This window comes from Luteimonas sp. Soil_C_16 (genome assembly GCF_057657295.1).
Genome location: NZ_JBDGIS010000009.1, coordinates 1 through 19918, shown reverse-complemented (window position 1 = coordinate 19918; position 19918 = coordinate 1). Strand labels below are relative to the sequence as shown.

Sequence of the window (19918 nt, the reverse complement as noted above, 5' to 3'; positions counted from 1 at the left end):
CGATGCAGTCAAGACGCGCCGAGACCGCTTCGCACCCTGGGAGGGGAACGACATGACGCAGTTGTTCGGTTCGAAAAAGACACCGGTTACCTTGCTGGCCGCGAGCATTGCGATCGCGCTGCAGGCGGTGGCCATGCCCGTGTTCGCGCAGACCGCCGGGACCACTGCGGACGACGGTGTCGAAGAGACCGCCACCGCCGGTGACGCGACCCAGCTCGAAGCGGTGCGTGTCGTGGGCTACCGCGCCAGCGTCGAGAAGGCGCTCGACATCAAGCGCGGCGAAGCGGGTGTGGTCGATGCGATCGTCGCCGAGGACATCGGCAAGTTCCCCGATCTCAACCTGGCCGAATCGCTGCAGCGCATCCCCGGCGTGGTGATCGCGCGCGACGCCGGCGAAGGCCGCCAGATCACCGTGCGCGGTCTCGGTCCGGACTTCACCCGCGTGCGCATCAACGGCATGGAAGCGCTGACCACCGTCGGCGCGTCCGACCAGAGCGGCGGCTCCAACCGGGGCCGCGGCTTCGACTTCAACGTGTTCGCATCCGACCTGTTCTCGCAGCTGATCGTGCGCAAGACCGCATCGGCGGACGTCGAGGAAGGTTCGCTCGGCGCGACCGTCGATCTGCGCACCGCGCGCCCGTTCGACTACGACGGTCTGACGATCGTCGGCAGCGGCCAGGCCAGCTTCAACGACATGGCCAACAAGGCCGATCCGCGCGTCGCCGGCCTGATCGCCAACACCTGGGCCGACGGCAAGTTCGGCGCGCTGCTGTCGGTCGCCTACAGCGAGCGCCAGGCGCTCGAGGAAGGCAGCGGTACCGGTCGCTGGGCCAACGGTCCCAGCAACGGCGGCTTCAGCGCGGCATCGCCGTTCGCCGCCGCACGCGGCGCGAACGTGTTCCACCCGCGCTTCCCACGTTACACGCTGATGGAGCACGACCAGAAGCGCACCGGCGTCACCGCGTCGCTGCAGTTCAAGCCGACCGACCGCACCGAGTTCTCGCTCGATGGCCTGTACTCGAAGATCGACGCGATCCGCGACGAGAAGTACATCGAGGCGATCTCCTTCAGCCGCAGCGGTACCGGCAAGCCGCAGACGATCGTGCGCGACGGTGTGATCGATGATCGCGGCGCGCTGGTGTACGGCCTGTTCGACGATGTCGACGTCCGCTCGGAGAATCGCCACGACGAGTGGAATACGGTCTTCACGCAACTCACGCTCGACGGCAAATTCGAAGTCACCGACGACTTCACGCTGTCGGGCAAGGTCGGCACTTCGCGTTCCAAGCACGAGAACCCGATCCAGACCACGATCATCATGGACAAGGCGAACGTCGACAATTACAGCTACGACTATCGCGGCGATCCCTACAGGCCGGTGCTGAACTACGGCATCGATCCGCTCGATCCCAGCGGCTGGACGCTGGCGGAAATCCGTCTGCGGCCGCAATACGTCGACAACGATTTCGACACCGCGCAGATCGACTTCAACTGGAACATGAGTCCGGGTTTCCGCCTCAAGGGTGGATTGCAGGCGAAGGACTATGCGTTCTCCACCCGCGAACTGCGCCGGGGTTCGGAAGTCTCGGTGCCGCGCTTCGCAAACGGCAGTTTCATCGTGCCGGGTGCGCTCACGGGCACGGGCAATCTGAGCGGCATCGACGGATCGCCGTCGAGCTGGGTCGTGCCCAGCTACGAAGGTATCGCCGATTTCTTCGATATCTACAGCGGTACCGGCACCTTCGCGCTGACCGAGCGCGCCGTGAACACCCGCAGCGTGGAAGAGCAGGATCGCGGTGCCTACCTGCAGGGCGAATTCTCGACGGACCTCGGCTCGATCCCGCTCTCGGGCAACTTCGGCGTGCGTTACGTGCGCACCAAGCAGGCGTCGACGGGCATCGCAACCGCCAGCGGTACCCCGATCGCATCGACGGTGACGCGTGAGTACAGCGACACCCTGCCGTCGATGAACCTCGTTGCCGAGATCGCCCCCGATTTCCTGATCCGCTTCGGCGCTGCACGCGTGATGTCCCGCCCCGGGCTCGGCTCCTTGACGCCAGGCGTCACGGTCAACGTCAGTGGCGGTGCGCGCACCGTCAGTGGTGGCAATCCGACGCTCGACCCGGTGCGCGCGGATACCGCCGATCTCGGCTTCGAGTGGTACATCGACGAAGGCGCGATGCTCGGCCTGGGTCTGTTTTACAAGGATCTCAAGACCACCATCCAGCCGTCGCGCGAAGTGCGCAGCTATGCGTCCAGCGGCCTGCCTGCAAGTCTGCTCGAAGGCACGGGCGCCACCGTCAACGACGACTTCGTCTTCAGCGTGCCGCTCAATACGCCGGGTGGTCCGTTGAAGGGCTTCGAAGCGAACTACGTGCAGCCGTTCACGTTCCTGTCCGGTGTCTGGAGCGACTTCGGCATCCAGCTCAACTACACCTATGTCGACACCGAGATCCAGTACCTGACGGCCTCGGGTGCGAACTCCCTCCGCACGTCGCTGCTGGGTTCGTCCAAGACATCATGGAACGCGACGCTGTTCTACGAGGGCCAGAGCTTCTCGGGCCGCATCTCGGCGACCAATCGCGACGACTATCTGATCCAGGTGCCGGGACAGGAAGCAGGCTTCACCGAAGACGTCCACGGCCAGAACGGCACGACGGTGATCGATGCGTCGCTGCGCTACAAAATCAGCGAGCAGATCGAGCTGAGCCTGGAAGGCATCAACCTGACCAACCAGCCGTCGGAAACCTGGGTCGGCGCCGGCGCGCGCCTGCCGCTCGATTTCAGCGAAACCGGCCGTCAGTACCTGCTGGGCCTGCGCTACAAGTTCTGATCGATCCGCGTGACCACATCGAAGCCGGAGCGGCGACGCTCCGGCTTTTTTTGTGTCTGCGATCGGCGTCGCATGACGAACGCGTCGCACGCACGAAAACAAGCAGGTTTCACCCCACATTCGATGCCGTCTTGTTGCGTTGCAAGATGCCGCTCGTGCCCCGCGCTGTTAGGTTACGCGCCTCGATGACCATCGGTGTCATTGACGACACAGAGAAGGCGCGGGACGCGACCTTCCGCACGAGAAGAAGACCACAGGTTTTGGGGAGGAGCGCGTTGATGGATCGAATCCGTAGCAGCCGGAAGACACCGGTTACCTTGCTGGCCGCCGGCATCGCCGTCGTCCTGTCCTCGCCGGCAATGGCGCAGCAGCCCGCGGACCAGGAGCGCGCCGTCGACATGGCCGCCGTGACCGTGACCGGCTATCGCGAAAGCCTGCAGAAATCGCTCGACGAGAAGCGCTACAGCGTGGAGCAGGTCGATGCGATCTTCGCCGAGGACATCGGCAAGTTCCCGGACCAGAATCTCGCCGAATCGATGCAGCGCATCGCCGGCATCTCGATCGATCGCGAAGGCGGCGAGGGCCAGCGCATCTCGGTGCGCGGCCTGGGTTTCGACTTCACCCGCGTGCGCCTCAACGGCCTCGAAGCGCTGGCGACTGCCGGCAGCGGCAGCGCCGGCGTCAACCGGTCTCGCGGTTTCGATTTCAACACCTTCGCCTCCGAGCTCTTCAGCCAGGTCAAGGTCAACAAGACCCAGTCGGCGCAGATGGACGAAGGTTCGCTGGGCTCGACCGTCGATCTGCGTGGCTCGCGCCCGTTCGACTTCAAAGGCTTCCGTGCCTCGGCGAGCGCGCAGGTCGGCTACAACGAGCTGTCGGAAGAAAACGATCCGCGCGTGTCGGGCCTGATCAGCAACACCTGGGCCGACGGCCGCGTTGGTGCGCTGCTGTCGGCGTCCTACAGCCAGCGCACGATCTTCGAGGAAGGCTACAACCCGGTCCGCTGGGAGCACGGCAACCACCGCAACTCCAATCAGTCCAACGTCGCCAACAACGGCACCTACGGATTCTGTTCGCCGGCCGGTTACAACCCGCAGACGCCGCGCAATCCGCTGGCGAACGAAACGCCGGCCGGTGTCGGCAGCCAGGCCAACCAGGACCGCAACAACGGCTGGGGCAGCTACGGCATCGACGCCAACAACTGCGGCACCGGGCTGCCGCGTCCTGCCGCGACGCCGGAGAACATCGCCGCCTACGAGACCGCGACCAATGCCTGGCTGCCGCGCTACCCGCGCTACATCCGCACCAAGCACGACATCGAGCGTCTTGGCGTCACCGGCGCGTTCCAGTTCCGAATCAGCGACGACACCCTGCTGAGTTTCGACGCGCTGTATTCCAAGCTCGACAAGGACCAGCGCGAGGATTCGCTGGGCGCGAATCTGCACCGCACCGCCAACCTCGGCGGCAAGACCCAGATCGTCGTGCGCGAAGCGCAGGTCGACGACCGCAACCGGCTGCAGTACGGCGTGTTCGACAACGTCGATTTCCGCACCGAATCCAGCCAGATCGAAGAGTCGACCGAGTTCAAGCAGTTCAGCCTGCAGCTCGAACACCGCTTCAACGACGCGGTGCGCCTCGACGCGACGATCGGCCATTCGTCGTCGGACTACGCGCGCCCGATCTTCTCGATGGTCAGCTTCGACAACGCCAACCTCGACGGCTTCGTGCTCGATCTGCGCGGCGATCCGGAGATGCCGAGCATGACCTTCCCGTTCGACACCAGCAGCCCGGATGCGTGGCAGTGGCTCGGTTACGGCGCGGTGCCGGTCAACAGCAACGGCACGGCCCGCGGCGCGAACATCAGCGAAGTGCGTCTGAACCCGAACTACGTCAGCAACGCCTTCGATTCGGCCAAGGTCGATCTGTCGTTCGATCTCAATCCCACGTTCACCTTCCGCACGGGCCTGGCGTGGAAGGACTACGACATGAGCACCGAGGAATACCGGCACATCAGCTACGGCCGCCTGCCGCAGGCGCTGCCGGCCGGGGTGACGATCGGTGATCTGAGCACCACGCTCGACGGCTTCGGCAAGAACCTGTCGGGCAGCATGCCGGCCTCGTGGCTGATTCCGGATTTCGACAGGATCGCCGGTCTGCTGAACATCTACAGCAACGCCGACAACGGCGTGCCGGGCGGCGACTACCGTCTCGCCGGCATCGGTCACTTCGGTTCGTCGAACAACAACTTCTCGGTCAACGAACGCAGCATGGCGACCTACGCCCAGCTCGACTTCAACACCGATCTGTTCTCGCGCGCACTGCGCGGCAACGTGGGCGTGCGACTGGTCAAGACCCAGATCAGCGCCGCAGGCTGGGCGCCGTGCCCGACGGGCGGCGAGGCGAACTGCGAGCGCGTGTTCGGTGTCGCCAATGCGACGTCCGCGGCCGGCGACCGCTTCGTCGTCGAGAGCGTCGTCGGCCACAACTACACCGACGTGCTGCCGTCGCTGAATCTCTCCTGGGATCTGACCGATACCTTCGTGATGCGCTTCGGCGCGGCCAAGACCATGGCCCGTCCGACGCTGACCTACATGTCGCCCAGCGTCACCGGTGGCCCGACGAACTTCTTCGACGATGGTCGCTTCTACTCGATCAACCTCGGCAACCCGAAGCTCGATCCGTTCCGCTCGACCAACTTCGACCTGAGCGCGGAGTGGTACTTCGGTGAGGGCGCCCTGCTGTCGGCCGCGGTGTTCTACAAGGACATCGAAACCTACGTGCAGCGCACGCGTCTGCTGAGCACGTGGTCGGAGCTCGGCTACTCGCTGGATCTGCTGCCGCCGGGCTTCAACGCCAATACGATCTTCAACGTGCAGAGCTACTACAACACCCCCGGCGGTCCTTTGAAGGGCTGGGAGCTGACCTACCAGCAGCCCTTCACCTTCCTTTCGGGCTTCTGGAGCAAGTTCGGTGTGCAGATGAACTACACGCATGTCGATTCGGACATCGAGTACATGTTCAGCACCGCGGCCAGCAACAACACCGCGGTCGTGACCCAGATCACCGAGAACCAGCTGGTGAACCTGTCGCCGAATTCGTACAACGCCACGCTGTACTACGACGACGGCCGCTTCAGTGCGCGCGTGTCGACCAGCTACCGCGACGGCTACATCGGTGAGGTGCTGAGCCGGGAGAACATCGTCGATCTCGACGGCAACCAGTTCGGGACCGCCGACGTCACCGGCAAGCACAGCGTGCGCAACGTCGACTTCAACACCTCGTACAAGCTCACCGACAAGCTGAGCCTGACGTTCGAAGCGGTCAATCTGCTCGACACGCCGGACCGCCGTTACGTCGATTCCGACCTGATGCTGCCTGACCGTTACACCACGACCGGTCGCCAGTACTACGTCGGTGCGCGCTATCGCTTCTGAGGCCTCCCTGCGTCGCCCGCTGCCGTCGCGCATGCGACGGTGGCGGGGGCGTGTCTGCCTTGCACTGGCATTGGCACTGCTCGCGCCGGCCGCACTGGCCGAGCGCGTGTTCGATGTCGGCACTGGCGACGCTGCATTCGATGATGTGCAGGCCGCGGTCGATGCGGCAGTCGCAGGCGGCGAGGCCGCGACGATCCGGATTGCGGCGGGCATCTGGCGCGGCGTCGTCGACGTGCCGCCAGACGCGCCCGCACTGCGGCTCATCGGCGCAGGCACGCAACACACCCGCATCGTCCAGAATCACTACGCGAGCCGGATCGATCCGCGCACCGGCGAAGCGTTCGGCACCTACGGCTCGGCGACGCTGTTCGTGCGCGCCGACGATCTCCACGCCGAACATCTGACCATCGCCAACGACGCCGGACCGGTCGGGCAGGCGGTGGCGCTGGTCGTCGACGGCACGCGCGCCTCCTTCGATGACGTGCATCTGCTCGGACACCAGGACACGCTGTACCTGCGCAAGGCCGGCACCCGTGCATGGTTCCGCGATTGCCGCATCGAAGGCACGGTCGACTACGTGTTCGGCGCAGCGACCGCGCTGTTCGAGCGCTGTGCGCTGCATTCGGTCGGCGACGGCTATGTCACCGCGCCGTCGACGCCCGCAGACCAGGCCCACGGCTTCGTGTTTCGCGACTGCACCCTGACTGCCGTGCCAGACGTGACCCGGGTGTATCTCGGCCGTCCATGGCGGCCGCATGGCGCCACACGCTTCGAGACGTGCCGCATCGATGCACCGGTGCCGGCCGAGGGGTGGCACGACTGGGGCAAGCCCGACAACCAGGCCACCGCACGCTTCGCCGAACATGGCAACACAGGCCCGGGCAGCGCGCTCGACGGCCGCGTGTCGTGGCTGCGCGATACCGGGGCCGCACCCGACACCGCCACGCTGATGCAGGACTGGAGACCGTTCGAATGAGATGTCCGATGCGTGTGTTGCAGTGTGCCGTGCTGCTGGCAGGCCTCATGGCGGGCACCGCCGCGTTCGCAGCTGGTGCGGATCCCGTCGCCGAACGCATGCTGCAGACGCAGACCGCGTCCGGCGGCTGGCCCAAGCATCTCGACGGCAAAGCCATCGACTACGCGGAGCCGTTCAATGACGCCGCGAGCGCCGCGCTCGCGCAGGCCGATCGCGCAGACGACGCGACGATCGACAACGACGCGACCACGCGCGAGATCGCGCATCTGTCGGACGCGTGGCGCACGCACGGCGACACCCGCTATCGCGATGCCGCCGTGCGCGGCGTCGTCTATCTGCTCGCCGCGCAGTACGCCAACGGCGGCTGGCCGCAGTTCCATCCGGACCGCTCCAGCTATCGCGGCCAGGTGACCTTCAACGACGACGCGATGACCCAGGTCGTCGGCCTGCTGCAGGACATCGCCGAAGGCGAGGGCGCACTCGCGGCACTGCAGCCGTTGCGCGGCGACGCCGCGGCGGGTGCGGTCGAACGGGCGATCGCATTGATCCTCGACCTGCAGGTCCGCATCGACGGCACGCCGACGATCTGGGCCGCGCAGTACGACGAGACCACGCTGCAGCCGGCCACCGCACGCAGCTACGAGCTGCCGTCGCTGGCGAGCGCGGAATCGGTCGCGATCGTGCGCCTGCTGATGCGACAGCCGCTGTCGCCGCGTATCGTCGAGGCGGTCGAACACGCGGCAGCCTGGTTCGAGGCGCACGATCTGGAAGACACCGCGATCGAGCGCATCGGCCGCGACGGATCGCGTCCGCGCGATGTCCGTCTCGTCGCGCAACCGGGCGCGACGGTCTGGGCCCGGTTCTACGATCTGCAGCGGCAACGGCCGTTGCTGGTCGATCGCGGCGGCGCGGTGGTCGCGTCGCTGGCCGACATGTCGCAGGAGCGCCGCACCGGCTATGCCTGGTACGGCATCTGGCCGCAGGCGCTGCTGGAAAAGGATCTGCCGCAATGGCGTCGCCGCCATGCGCTGGAGGGCCATCGGGCCGACAATCCGTAACGACGTGCCGGCTGCGGCCGGCGCGCGCTGTCGAGGAGATCGAGTGTTGAACCAGATGTCGAAGCGAGTCCTGGCCGTCGCCTGTGCCTTGGGCCTGTCCGCCGCCGTCCATGCGGACGATACGCCCCGCCTGCTGTTCCACGTGTCGGCCGACCAGGATTTCGTCGCCGATACCGCGGCCGGCGATCCGGTGCCGAACTTCAAGGACAAGGTGCGCCTGGTCGACGACGGCGTCCGCGGCCGCGCGATCGAATGGGACGACGACGGCGTGCTGTCGTGGAACGCACCCGGCAACATCGACGCCGCACGCGGCACGCTGAGTTTCTTCTGGCGCTCGCGCGATCCGGTCGGCGAGGCGCCGTTCGTGATCTTCCGCGTCGGCTATGCCGACCACTCCAGCTGGGACATGGCCTGGCTGCGCATCGACTGGAACGGCGCGGGTTTCGACGCCTTCGTGACCGATGCCAACCTGTCGCGCACGCGCGTCTCGTTCAAGATGGACACCGCGCCCGCCGCTGATGCGTGGACGCATGTGGCGTTCGCCTGGGACGAGACCATCGGCGTGCGTCTGTACATCGACGGCCGCGAGGTCGCGCGCGAAGAGCGCCCGGCGAATGCGCAGGCCGGTTTCGACTACGACGCGGGTCTGGACCAGTTCGGTCTCGCCGCACGCATCCTCGCCCCGCACCAGGTGCAGAGCCGCTACAACTTCCTGCGCGGCAGCGATTTCGACGACATCCGCGTGCATGACCGCATGCTCGATGCCAGCGGCGTGCAGGCCGTGCGCAGCTTCCGTGCGCCGACCGCCGCTGTCGCGCCGAACGATCGTCATGCCGCGTGGCTGTTCCGCCACGGCTGGGCGGACGGCGTCGCGCCGCCGGTGCTCGACACGCCGGTGACGACGATCCGCAAGGTCGAATTCGCCGACACCAAGGATCTGAAGCAGTGGATGTGGAAGGCCACCGACGGCATCGCCGAAACCACCTGGCCGGGCGTCTACAACCGCTCGCGGCTGCGCGGCCGCGACGACTACTTCCAGTTGCCCGACTGGAACACCTATGTCGATGGCGGCAAGGCGCTGGATCTGACCCTGCCTGATGAACCCTTCAACCGCATCGAACTGCGCGGCGCCGCCTACGGCGAAGCGACCTACGGCGCCGATGCCGACGCGCAGCAGCCGCTGTTCTCGCGCCATCAGGGCACGGTGCGCAGCGTGGATGAGTTCGAGACCCGCCAGGGCGGGCATCTGCGCTTCGCCAACACCGCGCAGGAAACCCCGATCCAGGAGATCTGGGCGTACCACGTCAGCGATGCCGCCGAGCCCGAAGGTTCGGTGAAGCAGGCGTACACGATCCGCAGCAATGCCGAGATCGATTACACCAACCTCGCCGACCTGCGCGCCTTCATCGAAGGACGTTACGCCCCCGAGGAGCGCAGCATGGTGCTGGCGCTGCCGGGCCGCGCGGCGTTCCGCGAACGGACGACACCGCCGGTGCGCGAGGCCAGACAGCCGATCGTGCACGTGCTGATTCCGTCGGGCATCGGCAACGCGCCGGCCGCGCAGCCGCTGATCCGCAGCTGGGCGCACAGCTGGGAGAACATGTACGACGGGCTCGACGGCATCGCCATCGACATTCCCGCGTTGAAGCTGCCGGCGACGCACAGCGTCGATGGTGAGGACGCGATCCCGCTCAACATCCGCATCAAGGATCCGATCTGGCCGGCGCGCGACATGATCGACGTGTCGGTCTCGGTGACACCGGGCGAGAAGCGCACGCTGTGGCTGGACCTGCGCGACCGCATCCTGACCCAGGACAGCCTGTGGATCAGCATCGCCTCGGCTGCGCCGGGCTTCGACGCCGCGGCGCTCGACGGCGCCGAAGTGCGCATGGTCTACAAGCCGCGCGAAGAGGCAATCGTCGAACACGTTGCCGACCGCTTCAACCAGGTCCGCGACAACTGGGGCTTCCTGGTCGAGGAGCACACTACGTCCAAGCGTCAGCGCCTGTACGCACGCGCGTACGCGGACATCAGCGATCTGCTGCGGGTGGATCCGGGCCACGAACTGGGCCGGCGCTACTGGAACTACATGAGCTACAACAGCCAGGGTCTGCCGCCGTTCGAGCAGCCGCAGGCGCCGGCCGGCGTGCCGCTGTGGGCGTTCCGCCAGCTCGAGGACCTCAAGGCCGTGCGCCGTTTCATCGAATGGTGGATCGACGAGCGCCAGGTCGAGTTCGGCGATTTCGGCGGCGGCATTTCCGACGACAGCGATCTGTCGCAGCAGTGGCCGGGCCTGGCGCTGATGGGCGTGATCCCGGACAAGATCAACGCCTCGATCACCGCACTCGCGGATGCGGCCTACGAGAACGACATGTTCGTCGGCGGCCTGTCGACCATCGAGACCGACGAGCTGCATGCCTACGAGGAAGGCATCAATACCAACAGCGCGATGACCCTGCTCAACTGGGGCGATCCACTGACAATGACGCGGCTGATGGAAACCGTGCGCGATCTCGACGAGAAGATCGTGCTGCGCAACCCGCAGGGCCACGTGCTGTTCTCGAGCAACTGGTTCGGCGGCCACAAGGTCTACCGCGAACCGCGCTGGCAGTGGCAGAAGCCGTACTCGTTCCCGGTGCTGCATCCGGCGTTCCTGCTCGGCGTGTTCAATGCCGACCCGACCAGCCGCGCGATGATCACCGGGCTGGCCGATGGCTATCTCGCCCACGCCTACACCGACGAAAAGGGTGCCTGGCAGCTGCCGAACGAAATCAACTGGGCGACCGGCGAGCGCCGCGGCGGCGATCTGTTCGACGGCTCCGGCGGCGCCGACACGATGCATCTGTACTGGGCCGCGTGGCGCTGGACCGGTGACGAGAAGTATCTGAAGCCGCTGCAGTACCGCGTAGACCGCAGCGGACCTGCGGGGCTGTCGAACCTGGCCGAGAACTACGTCGACGTGCTCGGCAAGCGCGAGGACTGGGGCACGCGTCTGCAGCAGTCGGCCGACAAGGGCGACACCGGCGTGCAGAGCGTGTTCGCCTGGCAGCAGACCGGCAACAAGGCGTATCTCGAAGCCCTGCATGCCGACGGCATCCAGGCCAAGGCGATGCGCGAGTACATGAACACCGAGGGCCACTGGTGGTCGGATCGCGTCGAAGCGCCGAGCGAGTTCCTGCAGCGCGCCCGCCTCGGCGGTCTGGCCCTGCGTCGCAACACCACGTATCCCGGTCACACGGTGAGCTGGCGCTTCGCCGATGACGCGCAGGCGGAAACCGTCGCGCTGCTGGTGTCGGCGCCGTCGCGCGAGGCGTTCAAGGTGATCGCGCACAACACCGGCGTGCGCGCCGCGAAGGCTACGATGACCGGCTGGAACGTCGCGCCCGGCCGCTGGCGCATCACCAACGGCGTGGACCGCACCGGCGACGAGACCATCGACGGCCGCGCGCAGACGCGCGAGGTCACGCTGGAGTCCAGTGCGTCGGTGGACCTGTCGTTCGCCTCGGGCCAGACCCAGGTGTTCGAGTTCGAACTGATCGAGGCGGGCACGCCAGTCGAGACGCGCGCCGACCTCGGCATCGGTCGCGGCGACGTGCGCGTGGTCGACGGTGCGGTCGAGGTGACCGTGCACAGCCTCGGTCACGCCGATGCACCGGGTGGCGTGGCGATCCTCGAGGACGCGCGTGGCCGCGAACTCGCGCGTGCGGACATTCCCGCACTCGAAGCGCCGCGCGACCTGCAGCCGCGCAATGTCACGCTGCGTCTCGAACACACGGCGGGCGTCGATCTGCGCGGCGGACGCGTGCGCATCGCGCTGCCGGATGACGGCGAGGAAGTAACGCGGCTCAACAACGTCGTCGACGTGCGCTGACGTCGGAGATCGCCGGCTCCACGCCGGCGATCCTTCCCACCGCCGTCGTCGGCACGCCGCGGCGGTGACGGCGACGGAGGGCCGCCTCAGGGAATCAGGTTGCGCCGCAGCGCCGGCACCTGCTGCGCCAGCTCGTCGGCGACGATGGCTGCGAACAGCGCGGCGCCCTCGGGCCCGAGATGGGTGTAGTCGAAGGCCAGTTTGGCTTGGCCCATCGGTTCGGTCGCGGCATTGTCCTGCGCCGCAGTCCGCGCGGGCGCCGTGGCCGTGGGCGCGGCGGATGGCGGCGTGCCGATCGTCGTGCCCGCCTGCGCCGCGACGACCTGTTCGGGCGCCGCCGGACGCTGCGCCGCGCGCATCGCCAGCACCGGCCCCATGCCCTGCACGAGCGCGCGACTGCGCGTGTGCAGGTCGACCAGCGGCACGTCGAGTTCGCGCGCGACCGTGCGCGTCGCCTCGGCCCAGGGCGCCAGATCGTCGACCAGCACGCCGTTCTCGAACTGGCGGCGCGTCAGCGGCGTCACCAGCACCGGATGCGCACCGGCAGCGCGGATCTCGGCGACGTAGCGGCGCAGGTTGTACGGGTACTCGGTGGCGAGATCGGTCGAGCGCCCCGGCTTGCCCGGCTGGTCGTTGTGGCCGAACTGCACCAGCACGTAGACCGCTGCATAAGGCCCGGCGCGCATCTCGTGCAGGGCGATGTCCCAAGAACCTTCCGCTCGGTAGTTGTAGGTGCTGCGGCCGCCGCGGGCGAGGTTGGTGCAGGCGAGGAACGAGGCAACGTGGCGATCGCAGAACGCGCCGCCCCAGCCGCCCAGCACGGCGGTCGTGGAATCGCCGACCAGCACGATCTTGCTGGCCTGGATCGGCGTGACCGGCGGCCGCATGGGGTCATCGGCCGCGATCGCGGGCCCGGGGGCGAGCAAAGCGCAGGCGAGCGCGGTAGCAAGACATCGATGCATCAGAACGGTTCCAGTCAAGGAGTGGGAGGCGACGGTCCGTATCGCGGCATCAGACGGCGCGTGTGCCGCTTACGGTGCGGACACGCAGGCCGAAGCCGTCGTCACTGGGTGCCCCGCTGCACGAACGGCGCCTGCTGGTAGAGCCGGCGTTCGCCGCCGCGCGGGTCGTGCTCTAGACGCGACGCGGCGTCGAACACCATCGTCTCGCGCGATGCCATCGAATACGGCGCCCAGGCCGGCATGCCGGCGTGGTTGGGATCGCCGTTGCGTGCGAAGGCCAGCAGGGCGTCGCGCATGCTTGCGGCGACTGCGCGTGCGTCGTCGGCGTTTCCTGTCTTCGCGCCGTCCACGGCGGTGTTGCCGAACACCAGCGGTATGTCGAGCGTGTGGAACGCGCGCAGACGCGCGCCTTCTTCGGTGCGCGGATACCAGTCGAGCTGGTAGGCCCATGTGTTGCTGCCCTGCGCGGCGCGCACTTCCAGTTCCTCGACCGCACCACGCCACGAACGTCCGGCGGTGGTCGCGGCGAAGAACACGTCCGACGGCGTGTAGTCCGGGTACAGGCGCCGGTACTCGGCCACGACGACCGCGGGATCGAGGTCGACGAACTGCTGCGTGCGCAGCTTCGCTGGCAACGCGTCCCAGCTCAGTGTGAAGTTGTCCGGATCGTTGCCGAGAAAGGCGCGCGTCTCATCGCGCGTATTGCCGATGACCATCGGGATGCCGCTCGACTGGGGCGGCGCATCGGGCCAGAACGGATGCCGCGGCAGATGCACCGTGTCGACGACCGGACCGAAATACAGCGCGCTGTCCTCGACGCGCGAGGGATCGCGCGCGCGCTGCGCATCGAGCAGGGCCTGCATCGGCAAGGTGCGCAGCCGCTCGAGTTCGCCGGGCGTGATGCCCAGCGCATCGAGAAAGATCTGCGCGCGCTGCGTGGCCGCGCGCGGCCCGGCGGCGGTGACCTGCTGGCCGCTCATCGTCCACGCGCGATGGAACAGGCCGCGCGCGGCCGGCATCGCCATCAGCGTCGCGATCTTCGCGCCGCCGCCGGACTGGCCGAACACGGTGATGCTGCCGGCATCGCCGCCGAACTCGGCCGCGTGCGCGCGCACCCACTCCAGCGCCTGCACCAGATCGAGCTGGCCGACGTTGCCCGCATGCGCGAATGACGCATCGCCGAGATCGCGCAGATGCAAGTAGCCGAACGCGTTGAGCCGGTGATTGACCGTGACCACGACGACATCGCCGCTGCGGCACAGCGCACCACCGTCGTAGAGCGGATCGCTGCCCGAGCCGGTGTTGAACGCACCGCCGTGGATGTACACCAGCACCGGGCGCTTCGCGCCATCGCGCGGCGCAGGCGTCCAGACATTGAGGCGCAGACAGTCCTCGCTGCCGGGGCCGTCGCTGCCGCGCTGCGGCGCCGACGGGCCGTAGTCGAACGCATCACGCACGCCGCGCCAGGCGGCTTCCTGCAGCGCCGGCTGCCAGCGACGCGTCGCGGTGTCGGCGCCATACGGTACGCCGCGGAACACGTGCACGCCGTGCTCGACGCTGCCGCCGATCCGGCCACTGCGCACGCGTGCGACGGTGGTGCGAGGTGAGGTGTCGGCGGCGAATGCGCCGGGCAGCGCGGACAGCGCCGCGACACCGGCGCCGACGCGCAGCCAGTGGCGACGGCCGGGATCGGTTGGGAAGTCGGTCATGGGGTAAGGGTCTGCTCCTGGATCCAGTCGAGGGCGAGCTGCGGCCAGCGGGCGAGGGCGCCGGTCGCGCCGCGCGTGCCGAAGCCGTGGCCGCCGTGCGGAAACACGTGCAGCGAGGCCGGCACGCCGGCGCGCAGGGCGGCGGCATGCATCGCCAGTGCATTGCCGACGGGCACGACATCGTCGTCCTGCGCGTGCAGCAGGAACAGCGGCGGCGTGCGGTCGTCGACGTGCAGGTCGGGCGAGTAGCGCTCGAGCGTGATGGCGTCCGGCATGCCGGACGCGGCGAGCATGCGCGTGCGTGAACGGGCATGTGCCAGCGGCGCGTGCATCGAGATCACCGGATAGACGAGCAGGGCGAAGTCGGGCCGGAATGCCGCCGCGTCCGCCGCATCCGTGTCGGCGTAGACCGCGTCCACCGTCGTCGCCAGACGCGCGGCGACGTGGCCGCCCGCGGAGAAGCCCATGACGCCCACGCGCGCCGGATCGATGCCGTAGTCGGATGCTTGCGCGCGGATCAGACGCATCGCGCGTTGGGCATCGGCCAGCGGCGCATCGGCGCCCTCGGCATGGCGGCGATCCGGCAGCCGGTAGCGCAGGACGAACAGGGTGATGCCGGCCGCATCCACGAAGGCGGGCACCAGTGCGGTGCCTTCCTTGTCGAGCACGATGCGCGCGTAGCCGCCGCCGGGCGTCACCAGCAGCGCGGTGCCGTTCGGGCGCGCGGGTGCGTAGACGGCGAGATAGGGCGCGCGGACGTCTTCGATGATGCGGTCGGGCACCGCGGGATCATCGCTGCGTTCGGTGATCCGGCCTGCCGACGCGCCGCCCTGCGGCTTCCACAGGACGATCGTCCGCGCCGCATCTTCGCGTGCGGGTGCAGCATGCGCGGCTGCAGGCAGTGCAAGCAGGAACACCCACAAAAGCGCTGTAAACCCGCTTGACCGCATCGCAATCGCTCCCGCTTCCAACCGCGTCTTCGTGTTTTTGCCGCAGTGCACATTGAAGATGACACCGGTTTACCATACAAGACACCCCGAGGCACCGCGATCTGCGGTGCAGCAAACGGACCCAGGCCAGGAGCAACCCGCTTGAACAACGCCTCCGCGCATCCATCGACGTCGAAAGCGGCGCCGAGCGACGCCACCCGCGGCATCGTCGACGCCTTCCTCGACGCACGCCGGAACGGGCAGTCGCTGCCCGGTTTCCCCGGCGACATTCCCGACGATCTCGTCGCCGCATATGCGGTGCAGGACGCTGCGATCGCGCAGTGGCCCGAAACCCTGGTGGGCTGGAAGGTCGGCTACATCGCCCCGGAAAAGCGCGACGCCTCCGGCGACGAGCGTCTGCTCGGACCGGTCTTCCGCAACCGTCTGCAGCAGGCGGGCGAGGCCAGCGAGTTCCATGTCTTCGCCGGCGGCTTCGGCGCGATCGAGGCCGAATTCGTGCTGCGTCTCGACGCTGACGCACCGGTGGACAAGATCGACTGGACCCCGGACGAAGCGGCCGCCCTGCCGGCGACGCTGTTCATCGGCCTGGAGGTCGCCAGCAGCCCGCTGGCCACGATCAACCAGCTCGGCCCGCGCGTGGTGGTGTCGGACTTCGGCAACAACAACGGCCTGGTCGTCGGCAGCGAGATTCCGGACTGGACGACGCGCGACGAAGCTTCCTTGACCGCCGAGAGCTGGATCGACGACACGCGAGTCGGCACCGGCGGCGCGACCACGCTGCCCGGCGGCCTGCGCGCGGCATTCGCCTTCGCGCTGTCGCGTTCGGCGCGTCGCGGCCGTCCGCTCAAGCGCGGCGAGCTGATCGCGACCGGCAATGCCACCGGCATCCACGACATCCTGCCGGGCCAGCGTGCCCGCGTGGTGTTCGCCGGTCATGGCGAACTGGCGCTGACGGCACGCGCCGCGGTTCCGCAGACGGAGAAGGGCGCGGCATGACGACACGGCGCGCCTTCCTCGCCGGGCTCGGCGCGGCCTGCGCCGTGCCGCTGCTCCCGTCCGTGTTGCGCGCCGACGAGGCGCACACGGTGCTGACCGCCACCGATGTCCACGTGGCCGATTACCCCACCGTCAACGCGGTCAAGTGGATCGGCGAAACGATGGATCGCGAGACCGGCGGCCGCGTGCGTCTGCGCCAGTACCACTCGGGCCAGCTGGGTCGCGAGTCGGAGGCGATCGACATGGCGCGCTTCGGCGCGATCGACATGACGCGCGTCTACGCGGGCGCCCTCAACAACGCGTTCCCGCTGACCACCGCGCTGTGCCTGCCTTACGCATTCGACTCCGTCGCACACATGCGCCACGCCCTCGACAGCGGCGTCGCGCAGACCGTGCTCGACGGCTTCGGCACGCGCGATCTCGTCGGCCTGGCGGTCTACGACAGCGGCGCGCGCTGCTTCTACAACACGCGCCACCCGATCGTGACGCCCCGGGACCTGCACGGCCTGAAGCTGCGCGTCGCCTCGTCGGACATGTTCATCGACCTGGTCCGCCTGCTCGGCGCGAACCCGACGCCGATGTCGCTGGGCGACACCTTCTCCGGCATGGAGACGCACATGATCGACGGTGCCGAGAACAACATGCGCAGCTTCCATTCCAGCCGGCATTTCGAGGCCGCGCACTACTGGTCGCAGAGCGAGCATTCATACGCGCCGGACATCCTGCTGATCTCGCGCAGCTCGCTGGATGCACTGCGTCCGGGCGATCGCGATCTGCTGATCGACACCGCGCGCGCGTCGGTGCCGGTGATGCGCAAGATGTGGGACGAATCCGAAGGCGCCGCGCGCCAGCAGGTCGCCGACTACGGCATCGAGTTCAACGATGTCGACATGGATGCCTTCCGCACGGCGGCGCAGCCGATCCGCGACCGCTACCTGCAGCAGCCGGAACTGCAGGCCCTCTACCGTCGCATCCGCGACCTCGCCTGATCCGACAGACTCCGACACGGGAATCCACGATGTCCGAAGACACGACCCTCGCGCCCGATGATGCGCCCAAGAGCGCGCTCGATCGCCTGGCCGATGCCGTCATCGCCATTGCCGCCACCGCCCTGTTCGGGTTGGTGCTCGTGCAGGGCTGGCAGGTGTTTGCCCGCTATGTGATCAACGATTCGCCGAGCTGGACCGAGCCGGTGACGCTGCTGCTGCTGAGCGTGGCGATGAGCCTGGGCGCCGCGGCCGGCGTGCACACCAGGCGCCATTTCGGGTTCTTCCTGCTGCAGGACCACATGCGTCCGGCGATCCGCAAGCTGGTGGATCTGGTGATCCCGCTGGTGATCATCGCGATCGGCATCGTCATCGCCTACTGGGGCGCGGTGCTGCTGTTCGACGGGCTGCACATCAAGGCCGCAGGTGCCTCGTTGCCACAGAGCATCAACTACCTGCCGCTGTCGGTGGGCGGCGCGCTGATGGTGGTGTTCGCACTCAATCAATTCGTGGGCGTGCTGCGCGCCGCGCCGGCCGGGGAGGGCCTCTGACATGGCGATCGCGCTTCTCTTCATCGTCTTCGCACTGCTGCTGATCCTCGGCGTACCGGTGGCGTTCGCACTCGCCGCCGCGGCGCTGGCGACGCTGCTGTATCTCGACCTGCCGACCATCGTGCTCGTGCAGCAGGTGTCGGCCGGCATCGGCAGTGCCTCGCTGATCGCGATTCCGCTCTTCATCTTCGCCGGCGAAATCATGATGCGCGGCGGCATCTCCGAGCGTCTGATCGCACTGGCCTCGTCGCTGGTCGGCCGCATGCGTGGTGGCCTGGGTCAGGTGTCGATCCTGTCGTCGCTGTTTTTCGGCGGCGTGTCGGGCTCGGCGATCGCCGACGTCTCCGCGGTCGGCGGCACGATGATTCCGCAGATGGTCAAGCGCGGCTACGACCGCGACTTCGCGGTCAACGTCAGCATCACCGCGGCGCTCGTCGCGCTGCTGGTGCCGCCGTCGCACAACCTGATCCTCTACACCGCCGCGGCCGGTGGTGGACTGTCGATCGCCGACCTGTTCGCGGCCGGCATCATGCCCGCGCTGCTGATGACCGCCGCGCTGATGGTGACCGGCTACTTCGTCGCCCGGCATCGCGGCTACGGCGTGGAGATCTTCCCGGGCTGGCGCGCGGTGCTGCTGCGTCTGGTGTCGGCACTGCCGGGTCTGGGTCTGGTCGCACTGATCTTCATCGGTATCCGCGCCGGCATCTTCACCGCGGTCGAGAGCGCGGCGATCGCCGTGGTCTACGCGCTACTGGTGACGATCGTGCTGTACCGCCAGCTCAAGCTGCGCGAGTTCAAGGACACGATCGTCCATGCGGCGCGCAGCACGGGCGTGATCCTGTTCGTGATCGCGACGGCCTCGGTGTTCGGCTGGTTGCTGGCCTATCTGCAGGTGCCGGCCGCCGCGGTCGACTTCCTGCAGTCGTTCGCACACAGCAAGCTCGCGGTGCTGCTGATGATCGTCGTGATCCTGCTGCTGCTCGGCACCTTCATGGATCTGGCCCCGCTGATCCTGATCTGTACCCCGATCTTCCTGCCCGTCGCCCGCGCCTACGGCATCGATCCGATCCACTTCGGTCTGGTGCTCGTGCTGACCGGCGGTCTCGGCCTGGTGACGCCGCCGGTGGGCTCGGTGCTGTTCATCGGCACGGCGATCGGCAAGATCACCGTCGGCGAGAGCATGCGCACGATCTGGCCGTTCTGGCTCGCGGGTCTGGGGGTGTTGTTGATCGTGGCGTTGTTCCCGGAGCTGTCGTTGTGGTTGCCGGGTGTGTTGCGCGCCTGATTGGCGGGTGACGATGGATTGATGAAATGGCCCCGCTTGCGGGGCCGTTTCTGTTGTGGGGTCCGCCTTGCGCTTGTTTGTGTCGTCGCCTGCGCCGTCCGTCCTTGGCGAATTTCGGCCTCGCTCCACCGCCGTCATTCCCGCGAAATCGGGAATCCATTGTGATCCTGCTGCTGCTTTATTTTGCTTTCGTTTTGGCTTTTGCTTTTTGCTCTTTGCTATTGATCTTCAATCGAGCCGTAAAGCGAGCCGAGCACCGGAGCCTGGCGTGGCCGAAGAGCAGCCCATGTCTGAGCGCAGCGAGTTT

Annotated in this window: 12 protein-coding genes; 9 read left to right on the top strand and 3 right to left on the bottom strand. The window is 67.6% G+C overall.

Features of this window, described 5'->3' with window-relative positions; translation table 11 throughout:
* The first annotated feature begins 52 nt into the window (after nucleotides 1–52).
* The 5 genes from AC3A5T_RS15400 to AC3A5T_RS15380 all read left to right on the top strand — a co-directional run bounded on the left by AC3A5T_RS15400 (nucleotide 53) and on the right by AC3A5T_RS15380 (nucleotide 12172).
* The gene (locus tag AC3A5T_RS15400) at nucleotides 53–2833 is read left to right on the top strand and encodes a TonB-dependent receptor (RefSeq protein ID WP_487629303.1); all 2781 of its coding nucleotides are present in this window, start codon (nucleotides 53–55) and stop codon (nucleotides 2831–2833) included.
* Between the two features lie 278 nt (nucleotides 2834–3111).
* Complete coding sequence (locus AC3A5T_RS15395; RefSeq protein WP_487629302.1) at nucleotides 3112–6267, top strand: TonB-dependent receptor; 3156 nt, start codon at nucleotides 3112–3114, stop codon at nucleotides 6265–6267.
* A gap of 31 nt (nucleotides 6268–6298) precedes the next feature.
* Complete coding sequence (locus tag AC3A5T_RS15390) at nucleotides 6299–7243, top strand: pectinesterase family protein (protein WP_487629301.1); 945 nt, start codon at nucleotides 6299–6301, stop codon at nucleotides 7241–7243.
* An 8-nt stretch (nucleotides 7244–7251) separates the two neighbouring features.
* Nucleotides 7252–8301, top strand: a complete 1050-nt coding sequence (pelA, locus tag AC3A5T_RS15385; protein ID WP_487629300.1) for a pectate lyase — start codon at nucleotides 7252–7254, stop codon at nucleotides 8299–8301.
* A gap of 55 nt (nucleotides 8302–8356) precedes the next feature.
* On the top strand, nucleotides 8357–12172 hold the full coding sequence (locus tag AC3A5T_RS15380) for a LamG-like jellyroll fold domain-containing protein (protein ID WP_487629299.1): 3816 nt from the start codon (nucleotides 8357–8359) through the stop codon (nucleotides 12170–12172).
* Between the two features lie 86 nt (nucleotides 12173–12258).
* Here AC3A5T_RS15380 and AC3A5T_RS15375 read toward each other — a convergent pair whose 3' ends face one another.
* The 3 genes from AC3A5T_RS15375 to AC3A5T_RS15365 all read right to left on the bottom strand — a co-directional run bounded on the left by AC3A5T_RS15375 (nucleotide 12259) and on the right by AC3A5T_RS15365 (nucleotide 15793).
* Complete coding sequence (locus AC3A5T_RS15375) at nucleotides 12259–13134, bottom strand: rhamnogalacturonan acetylesterase (RefSeq protein WP_487629298.1); 876 nt, start codon at nucleotides 13132–13134, stop codon at nucleotides 12259–12261.
* Nucleotides 13135–13235: 101 nt separating this feature from the next.
* On the bottom strand, nucleotides 13236–14843 hold the full coding sequence (locus AC3A5T_RS15370; protein WP_487629297.1) for a carboxylesterase/lipase family protein: 1608 nt from the start codon (nucleotides 14841–14843) through the stop codon (nucleotides 13236–13238).
* Nucleotides 14840–15793 carry an alpha/beta hydrolase gene (locus AC3A5T_RS15365; RefSeq protein WP_487629296.1) on the bottom strand — a complete coding sequence of 318 codons (954 nt, stop codon included), beginning with the start codon at nucleotides 15791–15793 and terminating at the stop codon, nucleotides 14840–14842. Before AC3A5T_RS15365 ends, AC3A5T_RS15370 begins: the two co-directional genes overlap by 4 nt.
* A gap of 141 nt (nucleotides 15794–15934) precedes the next feature.
* Between AC3A5T_RS15365 and AC3A5T_RS15360 the strand changes: the two genes are divergently transcribed.
* From AC3A5T_RS15360 to AC3A5T_RS15345, 4 genes are read left to right on the top strand one after another with little or no spacing between them, the layout of a single operon-like run.
* Nucleotides 15935–16789, top strand: coding sequence for a 2-keto-4-pentenoate hydratase (locus AC3A5T_RS15360; protein ID WP_487629295.1), 855 nt, complete (start codon nucleotides 15935–15937; stop codon nucleotides 16787–16789).
* Nucleotides 16786–17778 (top strand): TRAP transporter substrate-binding protein, encoded by a 993-nt coding sequence (locus tag AC3A5T_RS15355; protein ID WP_487629294.1) that lies wholly within the window; start codon nucleotides 16786–16788, stop codon nucleotides 17776–17778. The genes AC3A5T_RS15360 and AC3A5T_RS15355 overlap by 4 nt, the downstream gene beginning before the upstream one ends.
* Before the next feature lie 29 nt (nucleotides 17779–17807).
* A complete protein-coding gene (locus AC3A5T_RS15350) occupies nucleotides 17808–18326 on the top strand; it encodes a TRAP transporter small permease (RefSeq protein WP_487629293.1) in 519 nt (172 codons plus the stop codon).
* Nucleotide 18327: 1 nt separating this feature from the next.
* The gene (locus tag AC3A5T_RS15345; protein ID WP_332078297.1) at nucleotides 18328–19611 is read left to right on the top strand and encodes a TRAP transporter large permease; all 1284 of its coding nucleotides are present in this window, start codon (nucleotides 18328–18330) and stop codon (nucleotides 19609–19611) included.
* Nucleotides 19612–19918: the final 307 nt, after the last annotated feature.